This is a genomic window from Streptococcus nasisuis (assembly GCF_040836615.1).
GTDB lineage: Bacteria > Bacillota > Bacilli > Lactobacillales > Streptococcaceae > Streptococcus > Streptococcus suis_V.
Genome location: NZ_CP162268.1, coordinates 1,749,109 through 1,772,890 on the forward strand (window position 1 = coordinate 1,749,109; position 23,782 = coordinate 1,772,890).

Sequence of the window (23,782 nt, forward strand, 5' to 3'; positions counted from 1 at the left end):
GGCTGAGAGTGTTTCTCAGCCCTTTGTGTTAATCTAGGACCAAGGCTCGTTGGTCTCTTTCTTGTGGAATACCATCCATTACAGTTGCCACATAGTGTTGTAAGAAATGACTTTTCTGGTCTAGTAAATCTTTTTGCAAGGCAAGGTGAACCAAATCTCCAAAATAATCCTGACTAGAAATAGCCAAGTCCTGTTGAATCATGGCCTGTAAGGTTTCAAGGCTAAGTAGTGAATAATCGTCACTATCCAAAACCTCATACTGTTCCAAGGTGTCTGAAAGACTATTTGAGGACATTAAATCCATAATAAAATTAGAGCCTTCACCTGTTCGGTACAACTTTTCCAGAATGTCAGTCATATCTGCCTGTACTTCATCCTGATAACTATCAACTTTAACTCGTAGCTCATCACTAATCAAGGATAGGTCATCCTCATCCATATAATCTTGATAAACCTGATTGAGGATTGTTCTATCAGAAATACTTAATTCCAATGAGAGAAAGGCCTTGATAAACTCTTGGTAATTGACCTTTTCCATTTCAGACAAAGTCTCTTTCATGGTGTCAAAGTTCCAAGCCATCACACAACTCCTTTTGTAGGACTAGTGGTGAATGTCCTGATTGTAGTTCTTCTAAATCAGCTTGACCATCACCATCTGTGTCAATAGCGTATGGATTGGTCCCAAGAGCCAGTTCCTGAGCGTCTGTCAAACCATCTTGGTCTGAATCCATTTCATAAATGGTTTTTGGATTCATCTACTTCTCCTCCTTTTTCTTCAGTCCAAAAGCCGTACCAAGCAGAATACCAGCTCCAATCAAGCCCAAAAGGGATTCCTGTTCGCCTGTATTTGGCAAGACGCTTGCTGGAACAGGCGGCTCAATAATCTCAATTGGTGGTTGAGGTGGGGTAGGTTGATTTGGACTTGGTTCTTCAGGTTTAGGTGTATGTGTTACAACTGTATTTGAGCTGATGACATAGCCATTCACTGTATGGAGATAGGTATTCTCCACCTGACCAGTCGCAATCCGTTTCATCTGAAGGTAAACATCTGCCTGAAAGGCTGAATCATCAGAGATAGTCTCTAAGAAGGATTTATCAAATGAAATTGACACTAGGCCATTTTCTGTATCCACCTGTTGCAAGGTATATTTCGTGACTTCTGTTCCCTCTTTTAAGACTGAACCGTCTTTGAGGCTGACATCCGTCATCAGATAGCTGCGGTAAACACCATTGTACTCATCATGCTTTTCATCATAGTTATCTTCAAAACCATATTCAAATAAATCAGTCGCACGATTGCTTGGAATCAATGCTCCAACCAAGCGATAGTTAAAGGTTTGATACAAGGCCACTTCTTTCCCGTCAAGGCTCTCATCTTTATGAGACAAGTCAATTACCACATCTTTTTGTGGGTCTAATTTTGGAACATTATTAACCACTGTTTCCGTGACATAGGCCAAGCCAAAATCAATCTGATAGGCTGTATTTTCATACTGACCACCTGTTTTGGTCAACTCATTTTTTACCGTCATCGGAAGCGTGACAACTAAGGTTTGACCAGTCTTCACATAGGTCTCATAAAAGGTTTTGGGATCATCGCTACTAAGGACCTGAATGGCTCCTTTAGGTGTAAACTGACGTTTAGCCATGGCATCTTGGACGACTTCCGGAGCTTCTGACAAACTAGCGTAGGTGCTGACAGAGATACCAGATACACGATTGCCAGCCTTATCCAAAACTTGAATGCCATCAGGATTTAGGGTAAGGGCTTCTTCTGGGTAATCGTCTACCATGTAAAATCCCTTGGCAAGAACATCATCCGTCACGACCATGTCCTTGTATTGACTGTAATCCAAGACAATTTTGTAATAATTGACCGTATTCGGAAGAACAGTCTTTCCATCAATTGAAATACCTTCTTGATTGGTATTAGACTTATGTGGAGTTACTTTAGGGACAAAATTGGTCACCGTGTTAGTTTCATAGGCTTGCCCAAAGTCCACCTGATAAGCCACGTTTTCATAAGACTTCCCTGAATTAAGCATGGTTTCCAAAACCATCATCGGAGTGACAATGGTAATATTCTCCCCCTTGGTCACATAAGATTCAAAAAAGACTTGTGGGTCCTCAGGCATGAAAACTTGAAAAGCTCCTTTAGGCTGAATTTTTTGTTTGGAAAGGGCTGCTTGTAGCGTTTTAGGAGCTTCAGTTAATTGAGAATAAGACTTCACCGTGATTCCTGAAACTGTTTTGCCATCAGATGTGATAAACTGAATAGCTGCTTCATCCGGCAATAAAGCTTCTTCTGGACAATCATCCACAAAGTAAAAACCTTGTGCAATCTGAGAGTTGTCTGCTTTAATCCCTCGGTATTGGTCCAAGTCCCATGAGAGAGTATAGTAATTTTGACTTCCCACTAGCATGGGCTTCCCATTGATATCCACTTTGTCTTTATTGAGGTTCTGTTTCTTGGGTTCTGGAGAAACAAGGGTGTTGGTCACTTCCTTGGTTTCATAGCCATTTCCAAAATCAACTTGATAAGACTTGTTTGTATAGGTCTTAGTTTGACCATAGAGACTATCTTTCACCGTCATTTTGGTCAAAAGAGCTAAAGAAGTTCCTGTTTGAACATACTGGTCATAAAAGGCTTGGTTGTCATCCGGCAAAAAGACTTGAAAGGCACCTGTCGGTGTAATCTTAGCACGAGCTAATTTATCTTGAAGGTCTTTAGGGGCTTCATTTAGTGAAGCATAGTTTTTAACCGTTATTCCTGATACCTGCTGACCATCAAGGGTTGTGATAGCCGTGCCATTTTCCACCACATCGAGCACTTCCTCTGGGTAATCGTCCACAAAGAAGAAGCCTCGTGCAATTGTCTCTTTAGCAGAACGATCTCCCTTATACTGGTCCAAATCCCAAGTCAAACGATAGTGGTTGGTTGTGCCAAGGGCTACGACCGTGTCATTAATGAGGACACCATCCGCATTTTCATTATTTTTATCTGGTGTAATGAGTGTGGTTGTCTCCCCATCACCTGGTGTACGAACCGTTACAACATTTGAAGTGACTGTGTAAGCATTGGTTGTACCCTTGTTCAAAAGGAGTTTGTAACTATTGGAATAGGTTGCCCCATCATTTTGAACAGAACCATAGAGTTTTGGAGCAGTCAGTTGATAAACCTTGGTTAAATCTTTATTTACCTCCTGCAACAAGTTTTCCTTTGCGGTCAAGGTCACAAAATTCTTAGTCGCATCAAAGCTAAGGACATAGTTTCCATTCTCTTTTTGTGTTGTTTCCTTATCAAAGAGGTAACCAGCAGGCAAGTAGTCCTCAAAAATGAGACTAGTCGTTTGGGCACGATTGGGCGATAAGGCATCAACTGTTAAGGGATAAATCACCGTTGAATCTTTTGCGACAGTTTTCTCATGAAGATTAGCTTGGTCACTATTGACTACTTCTTTCATAATCTCTGGAGTTGTCGTCAAACGGTACGCATGATAATGGACAGTCGGAACTTGTGGTGGCGTTGGAAGTTCTTTTGGAATAGGTTTGACAGGTAAGGTTACCTTGGTCAAAGTTAGACTAGGCTGCACCACTTCTTCCAAAGGCTTTGGCGTGAAGGTTACAGGCTTTTCTGGTGTAAATGTTTTAGGAGTAAAGACATCTGGTGTTACCGTAATAGGTTCTGGAATGGGTTCAAGTTCCACCGTTACATGAGGTTTGGGACTATACGGTGTTACTGTACGTGCAACTGGTAGGGTATTTAAGGCGAACCAGTATGACAAGCCAACATTCTGTGGCATATCGCCTTGCCCAAAGGTGACTGTATAGGTATTTCCTGATGTAACTGTTGAGACAATAGCTCCTTTATAAGCATAACGACTTGATGTGGTATCCCATTCCTCAGGTAAATTCAAATCGCTTGCACGGTTGGAACCCAAAGAACGAGCTAGACCTTCATTAGTCACTTGAACGGTTGAACCATTAATCGGCACAAATTTCCCAGATGTATCTTTGACATACTCTAGACCAATGTCATTATGATTGAGAGAAGAATGCGTGAAGACACCTGGTTTTTCTTTGGAGAAGGTAACTTGTGAACCGTCTTCCAAGTAATACTTGGCAACTACACGAAACTCCATCTTGTCTGTTCGCCAGTCACCGTTTCCGTCATTTCGATAGGCAATGAAGCCCTCGGTTGGATCATTTAGCACAACCAATTTCACGGCATTGGTTCCAGCTGGTGATACAAGGTTGGTAATATCGTAAGTCACTCGACTAATCTTTTTACCATCAAATCGTGCATTTTGAAGATTTTGATAGTTAAAACTAAGGGTCTCACCTGTTTTGAAGCTATCATAGACAAAGAATCCTGTTGAATCCAATATTCTTGAGTAGCCACCAAGCATAGCATCACCAGTTGAAATGATCTGATTTGGATTTCGGGTATTGGCTCCATGTTGTGCTTGTGGCTCACCGTTATTGAGATTGAGGGCTTGAGCAAGGGCTTCAGAAATATAACCTTCTTCACCTTTCGAAATCTCGGCCAAGTCACGTTGATAGCGTTCCATTTCTTTGGTATTGTAGGCATCAATCACTTCATTTTCTTTTCTGGCTGCGGCTTCTTTTTCTTGATTACGTTTTGTGATAGCTTCAATCTCGGCTGCACGATCTGAAACTAATTGTTGTTTCTCCTGATTAGCTTGATCTACTGCGGCTTGACCTGCACGGTTTTCAGCATCAACAGCTGCTTGACCTGCCTGATTACGCCTTTCAATGGCTTCATTATCTGCCTTTGCCTTAGCAAGTCCAGCTTCATTTTCTTTTTGAATGGCCTGATTTTTCGCAACAATATCATCTGCCTTGGTTTTCTTTGTTAGATAATCCGCTACAGCTTGTTCGTTAGTTGATTGAATAGTTTCAACAGCCTTGCCATAGTTTGTATAGTCCAGTACAGATGTTCCGTTTCCTGATGAGACTACTTGTTCTTTTACTGTCACATCAGCATCTGCATACCGAGTTTTTAGGTCTTTGACTTTGGTATCAACCCAAGTATTTGTCTCTTTACCAGTTTGGTTGGCCCCTTCGTAGGCCTGTGACAGCTCCTTATTTTCCTGTTCGATGCGAGCTTTTTCATCCACATAAGCTGCTTTGTCAGCTTTGTAGGTTTCAGTAACTTCGTTGATAGCCTCAACTTGATTTTGGGCATCTGCTTCTGCTTTTGAAATTTGTTGGTTGGTTTCTGCCGCAGAAGTTGTATTTCCTAAATCCATTTGGCTATCTTCAACCGTAGAAACACCTTCAGCCTTTGCCTCTTCAACTGCTTGTGTTACCGTATCATGTGGTACGGTGACAGCGATTGCACCATTAGATTGTCCAGTTGACCCTAAACTTTCAGTTTGTTCAGATACAGGGTTTGGTTGTGCTTCTGGTAAATTCGTGGCTGGATTTTCCGTTCGTTGAATGGTGGTGTCAACTGATGATGTGACTTCGTCTGCATGTGCAACCGTCCCACCCCAAGCAACAACAGCGGTCACCATGGTTCCAAGGGCAACCGAACATAAAGTACGGTATTTTTTACTCTTACGAAAGACGTGTTTCTCGCCTTTTTCCTGATTGACAAGAAAGTGATGATTACATGTTTTGGTCATAAATAGTCCTTCTTTTCTTTTTTATGTAGCAACAAACTGTCACTCTTTATTAGATACGAGGGCGTTAAGCGAGCACGACAAAAATAGGAGTTTTGACGAAGAACTTTCCGTTCTAGGAGAAACTCTCTTTTTTGTACAGCTCGTAGCCCAAGTTCAATACCATCATAAAAAAGAAGGCTTGATTTTGTTATCACAATAAAATGAGGGAAAAGAAAATGTTGCTTTTATACCACAAATATTGTAAAATTGTAGTGTAAAAGCAACAAGTGGGAGGCCGTATGTCAAAAAAAGAGATTCTACTCGATTTTATAGAAAAGAACAATGGAATTGTCACAAACAAAGATTGTAAAGCACTAGGTATTCCAACAATATATCTGACAAGACTAGAGAAAGAAGGCATTATCTTCCGAGTTGAAAAAGGTATTTTCCTAACCCAAAACGGAGACTATGATGAATACTACTTCTTTCAATATCGTTTTCCTAAGGCTATTTTCTCTTATATTTCGGCACTGTATCTACAACAGTTTACAGATGAAATTCCACAATATTTTGATGTGACAGTTCCTAGAGGCTACCGCTTTAATACTCCTCCAGCTAATCTAAATATTCACTTTGTCTCTAAAGAATACAGCGAGCTGGGAATGACTACTGTACCTACTCCTATGGGAAACAACGTAAGGGTATATGATTTTGAACGTATTATTTGTGATTTTGTAATACATCGAGAAAAGATTGATTCCGAACTCTTTGTCAAGACACTTCAATCTTATGGGGACTATCCTAAAAAAAATCTTACAAAACTCTATGAATATGCGACAAAAATGAACACCTTGGACAAGGTCAAACAAACTCTGGAGGTTCTAGTATGAATAAAGCTAAGCTAACAGCACTCTGTCATAAAATATCAAAGCATACTGGATTAACCTTTAATTCCGTGATGACCTATTACTTTCTTGAAGTGATTTTGAAAAAATTAAGTCAGAGTACCTATTCAAATCACTATATATTCAAAGGAGGATTCCTACTGTCAAATGTTATCGGAGTTGAATCTCGTAGCACGGTTGATATTGACTTTTTATTCCATCAAATAACACTCTCAGAAGAAACTGTTAAACAGCAACTCAAGGAAATTTTAGCAGATTCCGAAGAAGGTATATCTTTTGTGATTCAATCAATCACAGCTATTAAAGAAAGTGATGACTATGGTGGCTATCGAGCAACAATTTCGTGCCAACTTGAGAATATTAAACAAGTTATCCATTTGGATATTGCGACAGGTGATGTTGTAACTCCTCAGCCGATTACATACGACTATAAAGCTATTTTTGATGAAGACAATTTTCCAATCATTGCTTATACAATTGAAACAATTCTAGCTGAAAAACTTCAAACCATCTATTCACGTAACTTCTTGAACAGTAGAAGCAAAGATTTTTACGATGTTTATATTCTTTCCAAACTGAAGAAAGAAGACATTGACTTCATTCAGTTGAGAAATGCCTGTCAGAGAACATTTTCATATCGCGAAACAGAACTCGATTTTGTAAAGATTATTGAACTACTCGAGAGGTTCAAATCTGACCCTATTCAGAATAAACAATGGCAAAATTATTCAAAAAAATATAGCTATACAAAAGGGATTTCACTTGCAGATGTTCTTGATGAGATGATTCGTCTCATAACAGTTCTCATTTCTATAAATTCTGATTAATCGTGACAAAAAAACACAAAAGATATGCTAACATTTATTCATTTTGTTAGCATATCCTTTTTTATTTCGTCGTATAAGCAAAACTCAAGCTACTATCCACTCCAGATAATTTACGGAAGGTGTAGTTGGGATTGCCATTGTAATTGGTTTCGGAGATAAGGAAGGAGCCATCTGGGTAGACTTTTTCGACGAAAGCCACATGTCCGTATTCTGTTGGTGTACCATGTCCTCCTCCCGCAAAGGAAAGGATAGCTCCTTCTTGTGGACTTGTCCCTGTCTCCCCACCGAGACTTGCGGCTGTACGCACCCAATCCTGGCCATTGCCCATGGTACTGATAATTGAAATCTTCTCACCATTTTTACCTTTGAGCTTTAGATCCAGTTGGTTAATACGGGCTGCAACTCCCCAAGTACATTGGCCGTAGGCATACCCCATACCGTCACCACCTCCTGGAATAGAGTTTTCAAAAAGGTCTCCTCGTACAGCTTCTAAAGATTTTGGATCACTTTGTGCTGTCCCACCGTTGGGTTGACTAAAGCCTTTTTCAATTTGGTAATACCACTCACTTGCTCGTGTCTGACGTTCAAGTAGCTTATCACCACTATTTCCTTCCCAGTAAATGAGAAAGAGTTGGGCAAGACTAGCTGGACTACCTGTATTTTTGAAGAAGCCCTTTAACCAGTTGGTGTAATAAGGACTATCCCCATGCAACATGAAATCCAGTTGTAACCCTAAGTCATACCACTTTTGATGTTTTCCTTTGGCATATTCCAACAATAAAGTATGTCTGCGTGACCCATCCGCGGTATCTGTCCATTGGCCTAAGCCTAAACCACGTTTAATTATATTTGGGTAACGTCCATTGTATATAGTTGGACCATTAAGTGAGAGCCAGCCCTCATCATCCCACGAACTATCAGTCGCACCAACTGGCGGAGATAAATAGTCGCCTTCAGCTCGTTTTGGATTAATGGAAGATTCTACCGACCAATTTCCTAAAATAGCTGCTATAGCTTGATTTGTCGCACCTTTGCTTTTAAGATAGTCATAAATTGCCTTGGCTCTCTCGAACTCATCGCCGCCAAACTGACCGATAGTTGGAAGAATGGTGGTCTGAACCTGGATTACTTTTGGAAAGTAGAAAGCTGGATTGACATAGACCAACTTATCCGTATCATCATCAACCTTTTGATAGGTGACTTTTAGACCCGTTCCGTCTTTGGTCTGACCAATAATATCTCCTGCCAAGACATGTTGATGTTCACTCACTCGGCCTGAATGAATGCCAAACAAGGTTAGTTTAGTCTTATTCACTCCCTTACCAGATGTCAAAACAACGTTCTCTCCATCAAGAGATACCTTGCCATCCATCGGAGCTACAATGACTTGACCTTCTTTCGCTTCTAAGATGATATGGTGATGCAGCGTTGGTTTCTCATCAATGACCTCATACCCATATCGGTAGGTCATGCTTAAGCTATCCTCGTCAGTCTGTCCCTGAAAGGGATTGTCCAATTCTTGAAGGGCTAGATAGTTGCCTCCTTCTGTCAACTCCTTTAACTCTTCCTGGTCTTCATCAGACAGCTTGTAAGTAGGTTCTTTATATAAGTCAGACATGGATTTAATAGAATCTCCACCATTTAAGTCTGTCCACACTTGACTGAGAAACGCTTTGTAGGTCACACCACCTGTTTCCATGAAATCGTCAAGCTTGTAGTCTTGGTATTGATGATTCATGTAAACCATAATCTCATCAATCTTGGTGTAGTAGGCAATCCCTTTTTCATTGGTTCTCGTATGTTCCGCATCTTCCCACGTCATGTGGGTATAGGCCTTGGTCAACTCCATCTCATCTTGTTGAATGACACTACTACCTGAAACACTCATGAAAAAGCTCATCATCAAAAGGAGTATCAAGAGAATGCCTGAGACAATCCAAGTCAAAGGATTTCCCGCAAGGACAGAAAAGAAAGTCACACTTCCCTTAATGGCTTGGACGATTCCTTTGATACCTGCGACACTTTGTTTTCTCACATGCTTTAAAAAGGTCTGGTAACGTCTTCTTGGTTTAAGAGGTTTCTGGCGTGTGAATCCTTTTCCCTTTTTGAAGTTCTGGAATCGTTCCTTTCCATGAGAAAATTTTGTTTTGGTAAACCTCACACCTGTCTGTCCACTTTTTACTACCACCTTACCTGCTTGAAAGGTAAACCTTCCATAGCGTCTGGCTTTCAAACTAATATCCTTCATGGATCTTAGACCATCTAAATCATCCTCCTGTGCTATCAGGTCAAGGGATTCAGATGCAACTAAGCCTAATCCAACTTTGACTTTGGTAGAGTTTTTCTTAGTCTTTTGGACTTTCTTGAGTTGTTTAACCTCACGCTTGGCAGAACTTACGTCTTTTTCTGCACTTAGTCGATCAAATGATTTTTCTTGGTGAAACTGAAAGCGAGACTTCGGGGAAGGATTTTCTTTTTGGAAAGTAAACTTGGGATTAACTGCCTTTTGCTTCTCACTTAGTTTCACTTCTGACAAATGTTTTCTTGCAGTCCGCAAACGCTCTTGAGCTTGAGGAAGTCGATAGTTCTTGATTTCCTTTACCTTCAACAGTCTAGGAGAAACATAGGTAATTTCCTTTAGGAACTTCTCTTCTGCTTCCTTTTGGCTACTGAGTAGATTTCCTTTTATCTCTGTTTTCTTTTCCTGAAAAAGAGAATTTTGGGCTGGTTTTCGAAATCGTCCTTTTTTAGGAACAGTCTGTTTTAAGGCTCTAACTTCTTTCCGATAATGCATACGGGCTGATTTTAAGTTGCTTCGAAAGTTTTGCCTAGCATGTTTGACTAGCTTTTTATCCTCTTTCATCTCATGTCCTCATTTTTTCAGGGTCCGTACTCATGATGTCAAAGAGCTTGGTGTGTTGTGGAATCTTATTTTTAAATGGAACAACGGTTGAACCGGCCTTGATTAGCCCAGCACCTTTTTCAGGATTGACCAAGTATTTCTCCAGTTCCTTAGAAAGTCCAAGCATATGCACCAATTCTTCTCGATCGCTCTTAGCCTGTTTTAAAAGAATCATGAACTCGCTATTGGCAATAATGCGTCTGCCGTTGGCATCCAAAAGAAGCGTTTCTACATTCTGAGTAATGCCTGTCGGTATCGCCCCATACTTACGGACACGACTCCAAAGTTTAAAGAAGAAATCAGAGGCATACTTGTCCAATAAGAGAAGCTGCATTTCATCAAAGTAAATCCAGGTCTTCTTCCCTAGCTTTTGGTTTTTGACCACCCGATTCCAAATTTGGTCAAAGATAACCATGAGGGCAATTTGTTTTAATTCATCGCCTAACTTTTTGACATTGTAAATCAGGAAATGACTGTCTGTTTTAATATTGGTCCGATGTGAAAATATGTCCAGCGACCCTTCCACATAGAGTTCCATATCCAGTGCCAAGTCCTTAGCTTCCTGTTCAGGTTGTTGGGACAAGACAAAGACCCATTCGACCAAGGATGGTGTGTCAAAATGCTTATAGGTCAAGCGTGTCACACGATCTATCAAGGATTTTTCACGGCCATCCATTTTGCGGTCTAAGAGCTTTCCAATCCAAGATAAGAGAAATTCGGACTTGACCTTGACTGGATCCTCATCCATATTCTCATCTGATAGATCTAAGACATTTAAGAAGGTAGTTGAATCTGGGGCAATATCAATACTTTCCCCACCAAAGGCTTGACCGATAATACTGTACTCATTTTCTGGATCGACAATAATAATTTCAGTATCACTATCTGCTTCCTTGAGCTTAGTAGAGATGATCTCGTGTTTTGTCGCCATCCCTTTGCCAGCTCCAGAAGTCCCTAAAATCAACCCTGACGGAGTATTTAACTTGCCACGGTCAATACTGATGATATTACTTGAGATTTGATTGATGCCATAAAATTTCCCACCCTTGTCCTGAATATCTACGGAAGTCCACGGTGCATTCACGGCAATGTTTGAAGTCAATAGAGAACGAGAGATACCTTCAAGATAGTTCTTCCCAAATGGCAAGAGACTATTAAAGGCCGCTTCTTGCATGTAGGTCAAGTTATCGATAATCATATCATTAGACCCTGCCACTTGCTTGATAATATCAAGAGATTGTTTGAGTTGGTCTTCGGTATCCGCCAGCACGCCAATTAGAAATACGGTGTCAAACAGTTTATCTCCTGTTTGGGTCATGGTTTGAAGAAGAGCTTCTGCTTCATCGATATTATTTTCAAGAACATGGCCGACCTTCTCCAAATAGATGCCAGTCCGAGCCATCTTTTGTTGTTCCCCAATTTTTTGTGATTCCATCAAGGTCTTCTTGGTTCGTAGCTTGGTCATGGTTTCAGACTTAGTTGAGCCTTTGGCATGCAGGCTAATCATCACTTCCAAATCTGACTGCATGAGGTCATGAATAAATTTATCCCCTAGCTCCATACCGTAATCACGAACATAGACAATCTGTAATAATCTATCGTCCAATTCAATATGATTCTTGTGTTTAAAGGAAAGGTAGGTTGGGGCAATAAAGTGTTTGGTGGATTGACCTGATAGGGTCAAATCCTTGTAAGAGAACGGTAAATGATTTTCACCTCGCAACATATCCGCAAGGACATTCACTCGCTCCTCTCCACCAAGCAGACCAAGATATACATCAATCTCTGAAAAGCCACTCTTGAAATATTCACCAATTTGCGACAGCGACCGAAAAGCTAGTTTTGGTGTTTGGTCGCTCTTGCCAAATGAAAGAAACTTGACAGCCGAAAAGTTGTTCTCGCCCGCCTCTAAGTTGGCATTCATCATGCGATTTAATTCATCACGATAAGCATCAAACCCATCTTCCTGCAGGGGATAGAGAATACTCTTACGGAATTTTTCCAGATTGACCTTTTGATTGAAAATGGTCAGTTGGAAATTGGTCTTATCATCCAGTGAATTGATTAAATCGGAATATTTCTCAACAATAGCTCCTTTATCATCTAAACCAACTGTTTGATAATTGACATCTCCTAAAAGATAGGTTTGTGAAAAATAGCTTGGACTGACCTGCATAAGGCCATTCTGAAAAAGTCCTTGATAGGCTAACGTATTTACGGTAGAAGGTCTGATTTCCTGCTTCTGTGTTTTCGTCTTTTGCTTTTTGTCATAAGAAGAGGTCTTTGGTTTCATTGAGTGTTTTAATTTTTTCACGTTGGTCTCCTTTTCTTCCAGTAAATGTACGGTCTGGCACCGTTAGTTCATAATGAAATCGGTACCTGAGATAGGTTTCAAAAGGTAAGTCATTGGGTCGATAGACCCCAAATAACATGAGTGGAATGGTAAAGCTAAAAACAAAACCATAGACAAACCAATCCCCAAATTGCCAGTAAAATAGGTTCAAGCCCAATACCAAAATGGTTATGGCGACGGCTGGAAATACAAAAATAACCTGTCTAGTTGTAAATCCTAACCATGCCCTGTGTTGAACCTTTGAGATGTCCTTAAAGACACGAGTGTTCATAAATGTTCTCCAATCTAAGTAAGCTATAAAAAGAGGAGGCGAGATAATGACTCCCTTCCTCCTACATCCCCAAAATACTTCGGGCGGTTCGTTGACTGCCAACTAAGGCAATGATTAACAAGATGGCCTGTACCAAGCCACCAAACATAATGGCGAGTGATTCCATAACTCCAGCTCCATTTGATAAAGCAATCTTTCCAGCCGATTCAAACAAGGGAACAAGAGATACAATTAGAAAAATCAAAATACCTTGAACGGCATAGACCATGATGTTCTTAAGGTAGCCAATCCCAACACTCCTCCAGTCATCACTGAGGAAGGTTGGAATAGTAACAGGGGCAAAAGGAATCATCAGATAGAGTTGGATAAAGCGAATGGTAATCAAGATATTGACAACCATGATACTGGCCATTCGTACCAACCAAATGAGAATCGCAAAAAAGCCAATAATCATTTTTCCTACAATCCCAGATCCCTTAATGCCTGAGATGGTATCGTAATTAGTACCACCATTCGTGACAAGACTTGCCACTTGTTCAATAACATAAGAGGCAATGGCAATAATAGCTTCCACAATAACCGTCGTATTGGTAATCACGACCGCGACCATGATGTAGCTGACAATCATAGGTGCTATGGCTTCAAAGGTCATTGCACCACCTGAGTTTGCGATTTTCTTGGCCATTTTGAAAATTCGAGTACGAGAACAACCGCAAGAATAGCTTCTCCCAAGGCTGCATAATCCCCTTAGTAATGGCTGTCATGTAGACCACACCGTCGGATTAAAGTCCGCTAGTGATTTAACTAGGTTAGCGGTTGATTCTAAATCCCTTGAAACCCTTCAAAAAGGCTATCGCTAGATACTTTTTCAGAGGCTAGAAATACAAAAGGTGACGTAAAATTCATTATCATGTCATATGCTGTCCTCCCTTAAATGGTAATCTGAGTCACAAAAGCACCCGCGGCTCCCACCATGACCCCACCAACAATTTCTAGAATGGCATTTCGGACACCTGGCCCACCATCTTTAATGTTGGTTGAAAGGTTGATAATGCCCATGACAACAAGAAAGGCTCCTACTGCAATCAAACCTTTTTGTAATAGAGACATAGCTTGGGAGAACATGGAGCTGGCGTCCACTCCGTAAACAAAGCCTGATAGTTTTTGATTCATATAATTCCTCATTTCAATTAATGTAGTGTCGTTTCTGTGCTTAAATCCCTTATTTTATGGCCTGACAAATCTACCTCTTCCTCAGCGGTTAGGGGATTGATATGATAGTGCCACCAGCGTACATCGGTTTCCTTATCCGCAAGCCATTTCCAATTCTTATGTTTGAGCGGAAAATATTTCTTGGTTCGAAAAACAGGAACCCCTGCAATGCGTACAAGACACTCATCTCGTTTCATATTCCCTACTTCATCAGCCGTCATCAAGTCACGAGCAATTTTCTGGTGAGAGGTCGAACTTGAACCCGTCTGCCCAAAAGAGCGACTGCTACTTCTGACATCAATGGTTTGTTTGCCTAGAAGACCACTCATGAATTTGAAAGTTTCCTCGTCATTTCCACCCAAATAGAGGAGACTGTCACAGTTCCCCAGAATAGTTTTCCAAGCCTCTTTTTCCTTATAAAGTCCTTGGAGTTGAGCGATATTTTGCAAGATTGGAACTAGACTCATGTTCCTAGAGCGAACTGTTGAGGTTTGTTCAGCAAAGTCTGGGATTTCTCCGACATTCGCAAACTCATCCAGATAGCTTCTAACATGAATCGGCAGTTGCCCTTTAAAGTCAACATCAGCCTGTCTGGTCAAAGTGGAGAAAACCGTAGAGAAAAATAATGCAGATAGAAAACGAAAGGTCGTATCATTGTCTGGAATAACAAGATAGACCATGGTCTTTTGAGTGCCCCACGTTTTCAAATCCATAGTGTCTCTTTGCGTCAAATCAATCACCGATTGGATATTAAAAAGGGCAAATTTAGCTGTTGTGACAGCAATGACCGAATCCAAGGTCTTGTCCTTGTAGTTCTGAAAATCCGCCCAGTTTCTCATGGTAAAGTTCTCATGACCATATTTCTTAGCATAGTCTTCAAACAGGACTTCAAGAACACTTTTGTCCTGATTGTCTCCCTTTGATAAGAGTTTGATGAGTTTCCCAATCTCAGAAAAGGCTGGATAACGGCCACGCTTACGTCTTGCTTCCTGCTCTTGCTTGGAACTTCCTGGAGGATTGTAAAAATCCACCAAATAAGAGGCAATAGCTCTCACCAATGTCATGGAAGCCTCGTCCCAAAATGGATCACTGCGAGAACCAGACCCACGGGTATTGTTAAAATAGACCGTTAACATGCGGTTCAAATCATTCTCAGTTTCTACATAACGAAAGGGATTAAAACCGTCTGAATTGGTCATATTAACCAAGTCTAAAACCTTGACCTGATAACCGTTTTCTAAAAAGAGTTTACCTGTCTTCTCAGCCAAATGGTCTTTAGGATCTACGACAATATTGGAACAATTAAGTTGGATAAGGTTGGGTTTCACAAAGCGAAAGGTCTTACCTGCCCCAGAACCCCCAATGACAATCAAATTTTTATTTCGGTCAAACTGGGGTTTCTTCTTTTCCAACAAGGTTAGACGAACATCACGAGCCATAATCGTGTCATTGAAAGGATTCTTACTGTAAAAGTTCCGCTTTTCCTTACTGTTTCCAAATCGTGCAGAACCGTATTCTTCCCCTTCTCAATAGACTTTCTGTCCTGTCGATACATAAAGATAGACTAATGTCATCGTTAGAACCCCAAGGATAAAGGCAAGTAGAGATTTTTGAGTAAAGGAAAAAAGCCATATAGGATTGAAAACCTGATTTAACCCCTCTCCTAAGAGGTAGGCTAAACGTTCCATAGGTGGGGCATTGGTTAAACTATCATAGAGTAGGGTTAGACGATGGCAGAAATAGCCAAAGGCGAGACCTAAGAGTCCAAAGACAAATGCTTTTTGCCTAGAATACATTACAAGGTCACCTCCTTGGTTTTGACTGCCGAAGGTTCTGTCACTCTAATTTTCTCTTTGGCCAGTTCTATCTCTTGGTCCAAGGTTTTATCAAAGGTTAGACCTTCTAACTTCTCTGGATTAGACACCAGTTTCTTCAACAATTCATCTAAGTGATGATCGAGCAAGGCCTTATCCTTGGCATAAAAGTAGAGATAGTCTTTTTGCCAACTAATAGCAAGGGGCAGTTTTTCTGACTCCATTAGCTCCTTGAATTTCTCCACATCAATTGGCTTATCTAGGATGTCTTTACTAACATCAATCGCTTCAATGGCGTAAGGGCTTTGAAGGAGTTCTTCCAGTTTTTGAACCCCAATCTTATAAGCTGAGTCTTGGGCTAAGGCTTGCCTAGCCGACCACTCTAAGAGCTTTAAGAGGGTTCTAACTGTCAATAAACTACTTCTTTCCACGTATTGCATCGCTTGACGTTCTTGTTGTTCAGAAGACATGGTGCCCTCCTCTTCTTTGGATTCCCTATCAAACATAAGGTGCTTCCATAATACGGAAGCACTCTTGATTTTGGTATCACAAGAAGGTTAAGACAGAAACCAAACTATTCCAAAGTAAATGTAAGGCGATTGCCATCTTACAATCTGTTTTCAATCGAACAACAGCCAAGGTCAAGCCAAGACAGCTATACATGAGCCAACTCCCTAACTGAATGGGACTATGGGCTAGAGCAAAGAGAAAACTGGTCACGCCTATTTGTACAAAAGGGAATGTCAATTTTTCCCACAGCAACTGCCTATAAACAATCTCTTCAAGGACACTTGCATTTACCAGAAACAATAAAAAGATAACATGAGAAACCTGCTTTCCTACTTCTACTAATTCCGCTTGATTCCTAGTCTGAACTGGAAATAGAAAACTGATAAAGACTGCAAAAGCAACCATACACGCAAAGCCAAGAAGCAACCATCTTAGGCGATTTTGCAAGGTCATATTTTTTGATTGAACAGTTTTTCTACCATTTGTCAAGTCCATCAAGGTATTTGACGAAAAATATTTTGAGTTCAATAGTCAAAATAAGGAAATTGTTTTCTTTTGGACTAAAGTTTAGTGAAAAGTGTATACAAAACCAACACTTATGTTGTTTTACGATAAGGTGTTACAATGATAGAGCATAAACAGTTTCATCGATTTTGGGTTGAAGCGTAATCGTAAAGTTTGTTATGCATAATGAGGTAATACCTCGTCGAATGAGTCGATGTATGGAGGCAATCGTGTAGTGGTTGATTGAAGTCGTTATGCGATTATCTTTTTCGTTTCTCATAAAAGTCTGCGATATGGCAAGGATTAGTGTGACTAGCTGAAGCGATATTGTGAATACACTTGAACAGAATCTTTCTAGCGTAGGGATTGCCACGCTTGGTAATGTGCTCCTTAGCGAGGAAGCTTCCAGATTCATAGTGTCTTAGGTCAATACCGATAAAGGCATTGATTTGATTGGCAGACTGAAAACGGCGAATATCTCCCAGTTCGCCAATAATACTTGTTGCAGTCGTCTCAGCGATACCAGGAATAGAAAGCAGAATCTCATATTCTGGTAATGGCTGAGCTAGTTCCACCATTTCGTCTAAGACGGTTTGTCTCTGTTCGAGAAAGTCTAAGCAATTCTTTTGCATAGTAACGCACCTCTTCCATGATCGGAGAGGGTTTCTTAACGGCACAATAAGATTGATTAGCTAGTGCTGTCAGCTTCTCAACTAAGTAAACCACACGCTTGTCAGAAATCCGTTTTGAAGTGGACAGACGGATGCTCTTTGAGAGTTCATCCTTGCTTAACTCAAGCACGAAGTCCTTGCAAGGAAAAGCTATAACTAAGTTCCAGTATTGTTCCCCAGTTGGTGTTGACAAGATAGTTTCCAATTCAGGAAAGTGACCTGTAAGACCTTGTGCAGGCGGTTTTAGCTCGAACGATGTCCTCAGTTAAGTTCTGATAGAATCGACTGAGATCCCGCAAGTTTGGTAGACTTCTTCTTGGACATACGTCGATTTACGATTCAGTACAAACTGAGATTGAGCTAGTTTTTCGGCGTCAATTTGATCTGTTTTTCTCACACGCAAGCTATCCAGTTGCTTCTTGGCTTCTAAGGGATTGAGTCGTGTATAAGCGTAGCTATGTTCATCCAGAAAAGCTTGAAGACGACGAGAATAGACGCCTGTTGCTTCAAAGATGATTTCTGGCTTGTGGACGGTTTTCAAATCGCCAAGTAGCCGAGAAAAAGCCAATGGCATCATTGGACATGGTGTAGTTATGAACCTTCTCGCCGTTGACTAGAATGGCTACTTCTGAACTTACCTTACCACGTCAATCCCAAATACTACTCGCATGATATTACCTCTTTGTCTTGAATGATTCCTTGTTTTAGTGATGTCATTTTCAATACTCGACGTCTGGCGTCCCACATACTTTGATAACATTCTTTCTAAAACAGGTGCCTTGCCAGTTTTTGATGCGACGTCTAGCGTCAAAAGAGTTCTCGACTTAACAAGACACCTCTACTTTATCATAAAGAAAAAGTAGTGAGTACTTTCTCCCGTCGGAGATTTCCTCACTACTAATCTTAGTATGTTTTTGATGAGTAATCTCTAGACAAGCTACACCTAAAAGAAGCATTTGTAGCAGGATTAAGACCTTAATCGTCATATAGTCATGCAGGTATAAACTCACAAGAAGACCGTTAAGCTGTATGGCTAGATAAAACAACACTATCCTTATCATTGTCACCTCTTGAATAAATCTTCGTAATCAATGTCTAAGACTAGAACGATTCGCTCAACCCATCTTGTTTGTGGCATCAGGCGATTGGATTTGTAATGTCGCAATTTTTGATAGAGGCGATTAAACTCACTGGGATAAACATATTGACCTTTGAATACTTTGCGAACTAGTTCTGCCCAAGTGAGGTCTTTTTCTGCCAGAATGATTTCTAAATTATCCCAAAATCGTTCATTCATCTTCACACCTACCCTGTCACTTGTTTCATCAAGCTGGCCTGAAACAGCTCTTCTTTTACCTGTCTGGGAAGAAAGGTTCGCACGTCGTCTAGTCCAATAGCTGGATAGACATGATTCTGACAGACAATGAGAGGCAGCCGAAGGTTTTGGTCTGGTTTTTGGAGAATAAGCTGAATCATTTCATTCAAACTTATCGAATATTGACGCTTAAAGCGAAGAAATCGTGGCGACAGCAACTCAAAACAATCCGTGGTTTTGGCAAAGAGTGACAGTAAGATTTCACGGTTTACATCACATGCTTTTGTACAACGATAAGCCACTCCATAGGTCGTCAAAATGGTTAGTAAATCTTGATTTGTATTGGCATTATTTCCTAGATATACCTCAAGCATAGGCACCTCCTTATAGGGTTAGGTTATTTTCAACTGTTGGTTCAGGAGTTGAGAAATAGCGACTCATATCAATGGGCATCCGTCCTTCACCAAAGCACTTGACCGTCACTAGAGTCGTTAAAATGCCCTCCTTTCCCCTAGCAGAATAATTTTCACCAAAGGCACGAAAGGCCAGGTGATTGTCTTTCGTCAATAAAGTATCTACACCATTTTTAATATCCCTAGTTTCCAAAAAATCCGAAATCCGATGAAGATTGGATTCGTAGAATAGGGGATCATTCATCTCTTTATGGTAATCATCTTCAAAAGTCACCTCAAAGTCACAATCAAAATTGGGGAGTGATAGAATCTTTTCCAGTAACTGATTGGTTTCAACTTGGTGAATACGTTCCTCTAATTCAGTACAATCTAGGATACTTTTCTTATGTAGTAGGTTCATGTATTTCTTCCTCTTCCATTCTTCTAAATTCTCTGGCAATGGCTTCAATAACTGTGACAGTCACACTATTACCGGCCTGTTTGTATAGTTGGCTCTTACTGGAAACACTTTCTGCTCTTTCATAAGCCCAATCAGGAAAGCCTTGAAGTCTGAAACACTCTCTTGGTGTCAGTCGTCTGATTCTCAGGCGATAAAGTTTCCCCTCTAAGACAATCCCTGTGACTTCATACCACTTATCCTGTCGATATTCCAGAGCAGCGACCACCACTCCCATATTGTCTGAAGTCGTCAAGGTATTGGATATTCCCTTTCCCACTCGTCCCCTACGTTTGGTTGAGTCTGGATAAGCCAGATTGACAGAGTCTCCAAGAGTTGCCTTTGCGTACCCTCTTTTTGTGGCTTCCTTGATTTTCAGAAATGGCAGCTCCTCCCTCAGCAGTATCTTTGGCACCTTATCTCCACCTTGCATGGTGGTCAAGGTTGGTGACAAACCAGCAATGTCAAATACTCTACCGGTCTGGTCAAAGCTAGTCGGCAGATTTCCTGCGACGACAACACCATGTCTATCTTGACTGGTCAAAGTAAACATAGGGTCTTGATTATCCTTAAAGCGACGCCCATGTTGGCGTTTTTCAAGTCTATCTGGTGTTAAGACTGGAATGGCGATTTTTGCCCCCTCTCCTTTACCTCTCGTTAGTGTAGGAGCAAGTCCACTCGTCAGATAGACTTCACCATTCAAACCACGTTTAGAGGGATTGATATTTCCTAACCTTTCAAGATGAGCTGGGCTATTTTCTCTTCTGAGAGGAAATAGGAATCTGGAACGGTATCTTCTAGAATGTCCGATAATAAAGACCCGTTCTCTGTTTTGCGGGACTTGGAAGTCCTTACTGTTAAGCACCTGCCATTCGACATCATACCCCAATTCATCCAACGTGGAGAGGATTGTGGCGAACGTCCGTCCCTCGTCGTGATTGAGTAGGCCTTTGACGTTTTCCAAAAATAGAAAACGTGGTTGGATTTGTTTGGCCGCTCGAGCAATCTCAAAAAAGAGAGTCCCTCGAGTATCTTCAAATCCCAGTCGTCTTCCTGCGAGTGAAAAAGCTTGGCAAGGAAATCCCCCGCAGATAACCTCCACTTGCCCTCTAAATTGTCTAAAGTCATGGTCTGTGACCTCTTTAATGTCATGGTATTCTATTTCTCCTTCTGTGTTAAACATGGCTTTGTAGGATGTTCTAGCGAATTTATCAATTTCACAAAAACCCAAACACTCATGGCCCTGTGATTCCATGCCTAGCCTAAAACCACCTATCCCAGCAAATAAATCTAAAAATTTCATTTTTCCTCTCTTTCCAAATAAAAAGAGCCTTACGATTTGTAAAACTCTTGCTTATATATGATCATCCATTTCTGGTGCACGGATGATTTCAACAATCAAAATGATGATAGAAATCAGATAGATTCCACCTAGTATCCACCAAATCAACTTAATCACCTCCCTTTACTTCTTGTCGTCTCAGTTGCTTGGTCCACTCTGACAGCACACCATTAAATACGTATTCAGCTATTACTTCCGCTGACCGAGCAAATCGCATATGTTCCAAAGCATACTGATAACGGTCACTAAAATAAATCATGGCATAGTCACTAGCTGACTGAGATAGCCCCGACTGTCTTAACTGGTCATGAACCAAACCCCAAATATAATCTCGATCGTACTTGGTCACGCCATCAACTTTTAAAGTAAAGTTCTCTTCTTGTTTCTCATCTACCAGCTGCCTCTCCTCCTCGTCCTCAATAAGGAAATCACTCCCTTCAGTTTCACTATATTTAGTCTCACTTCCTTCAGTCTCACTAGGGGCTGAATTTAAGACCGGCCCCGTCTTTCTTTGAGACTCCCCTAGTGTTTTTTTAACACTAGCCCCGTCAGTATGTAAGACTGGGGTAGTTTCATGTTCTAATACCCCAAGTAAATTTTATTTGCCATTCGACCTTTTTCACTAGAGGACTGTTGGACTTCATCAATTAAGCCATAGTTACGTAAGGTTTTCTTGATAGAGAGTAATTTTGACTTTGAACAGCCTAAAAGTGCCATCAGATTTGAATTGGAATAAATCAAGTAAATAGCCCCATCCTCATCAATCCAGCCCTTACTCAAAGACAGCTCCAACCTATCTTTTAAAACCGCGTAGGCTACCTTAACCTCCAGCTTTATATCCTTATAACGTTCACTCTCAAACAAAATTTTAGGGAGTTTATAATAACGCTCTGATGTCTGATACTGATTAGCGGTAATTCGTTTCATGATTGTCCCTCCAAGACTAATATTCCAACATTTCCAAATTCATCAAATCGGATTAAACCTGGTTGTTCCATTTCATCAATTAGCTGTGTTGCTTTCACAATATCAACTCCTAAAATAGCCACAAGATGACACATCACGATTTGGCGTGATGATTGTTCCTTCTTTTTCATGAATTCCTCCTGAAAATAAAAAAACGAGAACACTTAGTAAAATGTTCTCGCTGAACTATTATTTTTTATGACGTATCTATTTTTTGTCTACGCAGTCGACATCCAAACAGACATTCACATCAATGTACTTTTTTTGAACCTTTTTTATGTCAAAATCACTCTTTTCAATAAAGACAAAATGCTTGAAAAAGTGCTTAAAATAAAGGATTTTTACCCGTTGCTTCGTTGTAGCAACACTACGCACTCCACGTGATGCGTATTCGGAAAAAGATCCACCGGTCGTACCTTAATCAGTTTATATCCCAATTCCTCATAAAGCTTAACATCACGCGCCATGGTCGCCACATTACAAGATATGTAAACAATCTTCTCAGGAGCAACGGACACCGAGGCCTTGATAAAGCTCTCGGTCAAGCCCTTCCGTGGCGGATCCACGAAAATCACAGTCGGCTTAATGCCTTCAGCCACCCATTTTTGCATGGCATTTTCAGCACTATCGCAGACGTAGGTCACATTGTTAATCCCATTTCGAGTCGCATTTTTCTGGCTATCTGCCACCGCTTTTTCTACCACTTCAACACCGTAAACATGCTTGACCTGCTTGGCAAAGGAAAGACCGATGGTGCCAATTCCCGAATAGGCATCAATCACGACATCATCGGCTGACAAACCAGCAAACTCAATCCCTGTCTGGTAGAGCAGCTCTGCCATTTCCGTATTGACCTGATAGAAAGACGGCGCTGAGATTTCAAATTCATTGTCCAACATCCGGTCAACAATTGTCTCCGACCCGTGAAGCAGGCGAAATTCTTGACCGAAAATTGCATTGGTATTCTGGTCGTTGATGTTCTGAATAATAGAGATCAGATTTGGGAAAGCCTCTGTCAAACGTTCAATCAAGGTCTCCACACGGAAAATTTTCGGACGAGTTGTCACCAAAACCAGCATCATCTGCCCAGTATAATGACCGCGTCGTACGACAATATTGCGAATGAGCCCAGTTTGCTCCTTCTCGTCGTAGGGTTTGAGGTCTAGCTTACGGAGTAAATCGCGCGTTGCCACAATCAAGGCATCAATTTCCTTGTTTTGAATATAAAAATCTTCAATTGGCACTAAATCGTGAGAATTTTTTCGGAAAAAACCTGTTTCTAATTGGCCATTGACACGACGAACGGGCACCGTAGCCTTATTGCGGTAGGCCAGAGGATGGTCCATGCCTAGCGTATCCTCAACCACGATATCTGAAATCCCAGCAATCTTACGCAGAGCCGTTTTCACCTGTTTCTTCTTAAAAGTAAGCTGGGCGGGATAAGCCAGATGCCCCAAGTCAGCAATACCTGTCCGTAGATAGGTCAAATCTAGATCTTGATTACGGTCTGGCGACTGGGTTAAAAATTCCTCGACCTTACCAAACCCAACATTTTTCTTCAGTTTTAAGACCCGCATGGTAATCTTCTCACCCGGTAGCGCATTGTCCACAAAAAAGACAAAACCTTCAATTTTTGCAACACCTTGCCCCTCGTGGGTCAAATCAACAATCTCAACTTCTACAATATCGTTCTTTTGTATCATCTTACTAC

The 23,782-nt window shown here is 40.9% G+C and carries 17 protein-coding genes and 5 pseudogenes; 2 read left to right on the top strand and 20 right to left on the bottom strand.

From position 1 onward, the window contains the following. Positions 1-28: 28 nt before the first annotated feature. Genes AB1F57_RS08855 through AB1F57_RS08865 form a run of 3 tightly spaced genes read right to left on the bottom strand, consistent with a single transcriptional unit; the run spans position 29 to position 5,651 of the window. Positions 29-580, bottom strand: coding sequence for a hypothetical protein (locus AB1F57_RS08855; RefSeq protein ID WP_367985636.1), 552 nt, complete (start codon positions 578-580; stop codon positions 29-31). Next, positions 564-755: a thrombospondin type 3 repeat-containing protein gene (locus tag AB1F57_RS08860; RefSeq protein ID WP_001068450.1), complete on the bottom strand. Its 192-nt coding sequence runs from the start codon at positions 753-755 to the stop codon at positions 564-566. Before AB1F57_RS08860 ends, AB1F57_RS08855 begins: the two co-directional genes overlap by 17 nt. Then, the gene (locus AB1F57_RS08865) at positions 756-5,651 is read right to left on the bottom strand and encodes an SspB-related isopeptide-forming adhesin (RefSeq protein ID WP_367985637.1); all 4,896 of its coding nucleotides are present in this window, start codon (positions 5,649-5,651) and stop codon (positions 756-758) included. It abuts the gene before it with no gap. 278 nt (positions 5,652-5,929) lie between these two features. On the opposite strand from AB1F57_RS08865, the gene AB1F57_RS08870 reads away from it, so the two are divergent. Both AB1F57_RS08870 and AB1F57_RS08875 read left to right on the top strand, forming a co-directional pair. Beyond that, the gene (locus tag AB1F57_RS08870) at positions 5,930-6,520 is read left to right on the top strand and encodes a type IV toxin-antitoxin system AbiEi family antitoxin domain-containing protein (RefSeq protein ID WP_367985638.1); all 591 of its coding nucleotides are present in this window, start codon (positions 5,930-5,932) and stop codon (positions 6,518-6,520) included. Next, complete coding sequence (locus tag AB1F57_RS08875; RefSeq protein WP_367985639.1) at positions 6,517-7,362, top strand: nucleotidyl transferase AbiEii/AbiGii toxin family protein; 846 nt, start codon at positions 6,517-6,519, stop codon at positions 7,360-7,362. The genes AB1F57_RS08870 and AB1F57_RS08875 overlap by 4 nt, the downstream gene beginning before the upstream one ends. 61 nt (positions 7,363-7,423) lie before the next feature. Here the strand turns inward: AB1F57_RS08875 and AB1F57_RS08880 are convergent, their stop codons facing one another. From AB1F57_RS08880 to rlmD, 17 genes and pseudogenes are all read right to left on the bottom strand, one after another. Then, positions 7,424-10,225, bottom strand: coding sequence for a phage tail tip lysozyme (locus tag AB1F57_RS08880; protein ID WP_367985640.1), 2,802 nt, complete (start codon positions 10,223-10,225; stop codon positions 7,424-7,426). A 1-nt stretch (position 10,226) separates the two neighbouring features. Next, positions 10,227-12,578 carry a VirB4-like conjugal transfer ATPase, CD1110 family gene (locus AB1F57_RS08885; RefSeq protein WP_367985641.1) on the bottom strand — a complete coding sequence of 784 codons (2,352 nt, stop codon included), beginning with the start codon at positions 12,576-12,578 and terminating at the stop codon, positions 10,227-10,229. Next, on the bottom strand, positions 12,532-12,888 hold the full coding sequence (locus AB1F57_RS08890; protein ID WP_240016523.1) for a PrgI family protein: 357 nt from the start codon (positions 12,886-12,888) through the stop codon (positions 12,532-12,534). Before AB1F57_RS08890 ends, AB1F57_RS08885 begins: the two co-directional genes overlap by 47 nt. Before the next feature lie 61 nt (positions 12,889-12,949). Further along, positions 12,950-13,800, bottom strand: a pseudogene (locus AB1F57_RS08895) (conjugal transfer protein TrbL). A gap of 18 nt (positions 13,801-13,818) precedes the next feature. Continuing rightward, complete coding sequence (locus tag AB1F57_RS08900; RefSeq protein WP_001072171.1) at positions 13,819-14,061, bottom strand: hypothetical protein; 243 nt, start codon at positions 14,059-14,061, stop codon at positions 13,819-13,821. Positions 14,062-14,078: 17 nt separating this feature from the next. Beyond that, positions 14,079-15,896: pseudogene (locus tag AB1F57_RS08905) on the bottom strand (VirD4-like conjugal transfer protein, CD1115 family). Next, on the bottom strand, positions 15,896-16,384 hold the full coding sequence (locus AB1F57_RS08910; protein ID WP_367985642.1) for a hypothetical protein: 489 nt from the start codon (positions 16,382-16,384) through the stop codon (positions 15,896-15,898). The pseudogene AB1F57_RS08905 and the gene AB1F57_RS08910 overlap by 1 nt, the downstream one beginning before the upstream one ends. Positions 16,385-16,460: 76 nt before the next feature. Next, a complete protein-coding gene (locus tag AB1F57_RS08915; RefSeq protein ID WP_367985643.1) occupies positions 16,461-16,919 on the bottom strand; it encodes a CPBP family intramembrane glutamic endopeptidase in 459 nt (152 codons plus the stop codon). A 149-nt stretch (positions 16,920-17,068) separates the two neighbouring features. Further along, positions 17,069-18,269: pseudogene (locus tag AB1F57_RS08920) on the bottom strand (IS110 family transposase). A 253-nt stretch (positions 18,270-18,522) separates the two neighbouring features. Next, a pseudogene (locus AB1F57_RS08925) lies at positions 18,523-18,660 on the bottom strand (CPBP family intramembrane glutamate endopeptidase); the annotation flags it as partial. Positions 18,661-18,662: 2 nt separating this feature from the next. Further along, positions 18,663-18,896: a transcriptional regulator gene (locus AB1F57_RS08930; protein WP_138125622.1), complete on the bottom strand. Its 234-nt coding sequence runs from the start codon at positions 18,894-18,896 to the stop codon at positions 18,663-18,665. 8 nt (positions 18,897-18,904) lie between these two features. Next, positions 18,905-19,288 carry a hypothetical protein gene (locus tag AB1F57_RS08935; RefSeq protein ID WP_367985644.1) on the bottom strand — a complete coding sequence of 128 codons (384 nt, stop codon included), beginning with the start codon at positions 19,286-19,288 and terminating at the stop codon, positions 18,905-18,907. A 10-nt stretch (positions 19,289-19,298) separates the two neighbouring features. Then, positions 19,299-19,727 (bottom strand): hypothetical protein, encoded by a 429-nt coding sequence (locus AB1F57_RS08940; RefSeq protein WP_367985645.1) that lies wholly within the window; start codon positions 19,725-19,727, stop codon positions 19,299-19,301. Then, positions 19,711-21,066 carry a DNA (cytosine-5-)-methyltransferase gene (dcm, locus tag AB1F57_RS08945; protein ID WP_367985646.1) on the bottom strand — a complete coding sequence of 452 codons (1,356 nt, stop codon included), beginning with the start codon at positions 21,064-21,066 and terminating at the stop codon, positions 19,711-19,713. Before dcm ends, AB1F57_RS08940 begins: the two co-directional genes overlap by 17 nt. A gap of 148 nt (positions 21,067-21,214) precedes the next feature. Next, positions 21,215-22,032 (bottom strand): annotated as a pseudogene (locus AB1F57_RS08950) (replication initiator protein A). Then, positions 22,029-22,202: a hypothetical protein gene (locus AB1F57_RS08955; protein WP_000726045.1), complete on the bottom strand. Its 174-nt coding sequence runs from the start codon at positions 22,200-22,202 to the stop codon at positions 22,029-22,031. Before AB1F57_RS08955 ends, AB1F57_RS08950 begins: the two are co-directional and overlap by 4 nt. A 210-nt stretch (positions 22,203-22,412) precedes the next feature. Beyond that, positions 22,413-23,774: a 23S rRNA (uracil(1939)-C(5))-methyltransferase RlmD gene (gene rlmD, locus AB1F57_RS08960; RefSeq protein ID WP_367985647.1), complete on the bottom strand. Its 1,362-nt coding sequence runs from the start codon at positions 23,772-23,774 to the stop codon at positions 22,413-22,415. Between the last annotated feature and the right edge of the window lie 8 nt (positions 23,775-23,782).

Coding starts and splice junctions, on each gene's coding strand:
- AB1F57_RS08860 (WP_001068450.1), bottom strand. CDS start 755: ATGAATCCAAAAACCATTTATGAAATGGATTCAGACCAAGATGGTTTG.
- AB1F57_RS08890 (WP_240016523.1), bottom strand. CDS start 12,888: ATGAACACTCGTGTCTTTAAGGACATCTCAAAGGTTCAACACAGGGCA.
- AB1F57_RS08875 (WP_367985639.1), top strand. CDS start 6,517: ATGAATAAAGCTAAGCTAACAGCACTCTGTCATAAAATATCAAAGCAT.
- AB1F57_RS08935 (WP_367985644.1), bottom strand. CDS start 19,288: ATGCTTGAGGTATATCTAGGAAATAATGCCAATACAAATCAAGATTTA.
- AB1F57_RS08855 (WP_367985636.1), bottom strand. CDS start 580: ATGGCTTGGAACTTTGACACCATGAAAGAGACTTTGTCTGAAATGGAA.
- dcm (WP_367985646.1), bottom strand. CDS start 21,066: ATGAAATTTTTAGATTTATTTGCTGGGATAGGTGGTTTTAGGCTAGGC.
- AB1F57_RS08870 (WP_367985638.1), top strand. CDS start 5,930: ATGTCAAAAAAAGAGATTCTACTCGATTTTATAGAAAAGAACAATGGA.
- AB1F57_RS08915 (WP_367985643.1), bottom strand. CDS start 16,919: ATGGACTTGACAAATGGTAGAAAAACTGTTCAATCAAAAAATATGACC.
- rlmD (WP_367985647.1), bottom strand. CDS start 23,774: ATGATACAAAAGAACGATATTGTAGAAGTTGAGATTGTTGATTTGACC.
- AB1F57_RS08910 (WP_367985642.1), bottom strand. CDS start 16,384: ATGTCTTCTGAACAACAAGAACGTCAAGCGATGCAATACGTGGAAAGA.
- AB1F57_RS08900 (WP_001072171.1), bottom strand. CDS start 14,061: ATGAATCAAAAACTATCAGGCTTTGTTTACGGAGTGGACGCCAGCTCC.
- AB1F57_RS08880 (WP_367985640.1), bottom strand. CDS start 10,225: ATGAAAGAGGATAAAAAGCTAGTCAAACATGCTAGGCAAAACTTTCGA.
- AB1F57_RS08930 (WP_138125622.1), bottom strand. CDS start 18,896: ATGAATGAACGATTTTGGGATAATTTAGAAATCATTCTGGCAGAAAAA.
- AB1F57_RS08940 (WP_367985645.1), bottom strand. CDS start 19,727: ATGAACCTACTACATAAGAAAAGTATCCTAGATTGTACTGAATTAGAG.
- AB1F57_RS08955 (WP_000726045.1), bottom strand. CDS start 22,202: ATGAAAAAGAAGGAACAATCATCACGCCAAATCGTGATGTGTCATCTT.
- AB1F57_RS08865 (WP_367985637.1), bottom strand. CDS start 5,651: ATGACCAAAACATGTAATCATCACTTTCTTGTCAATCAGGAAAAAGGC.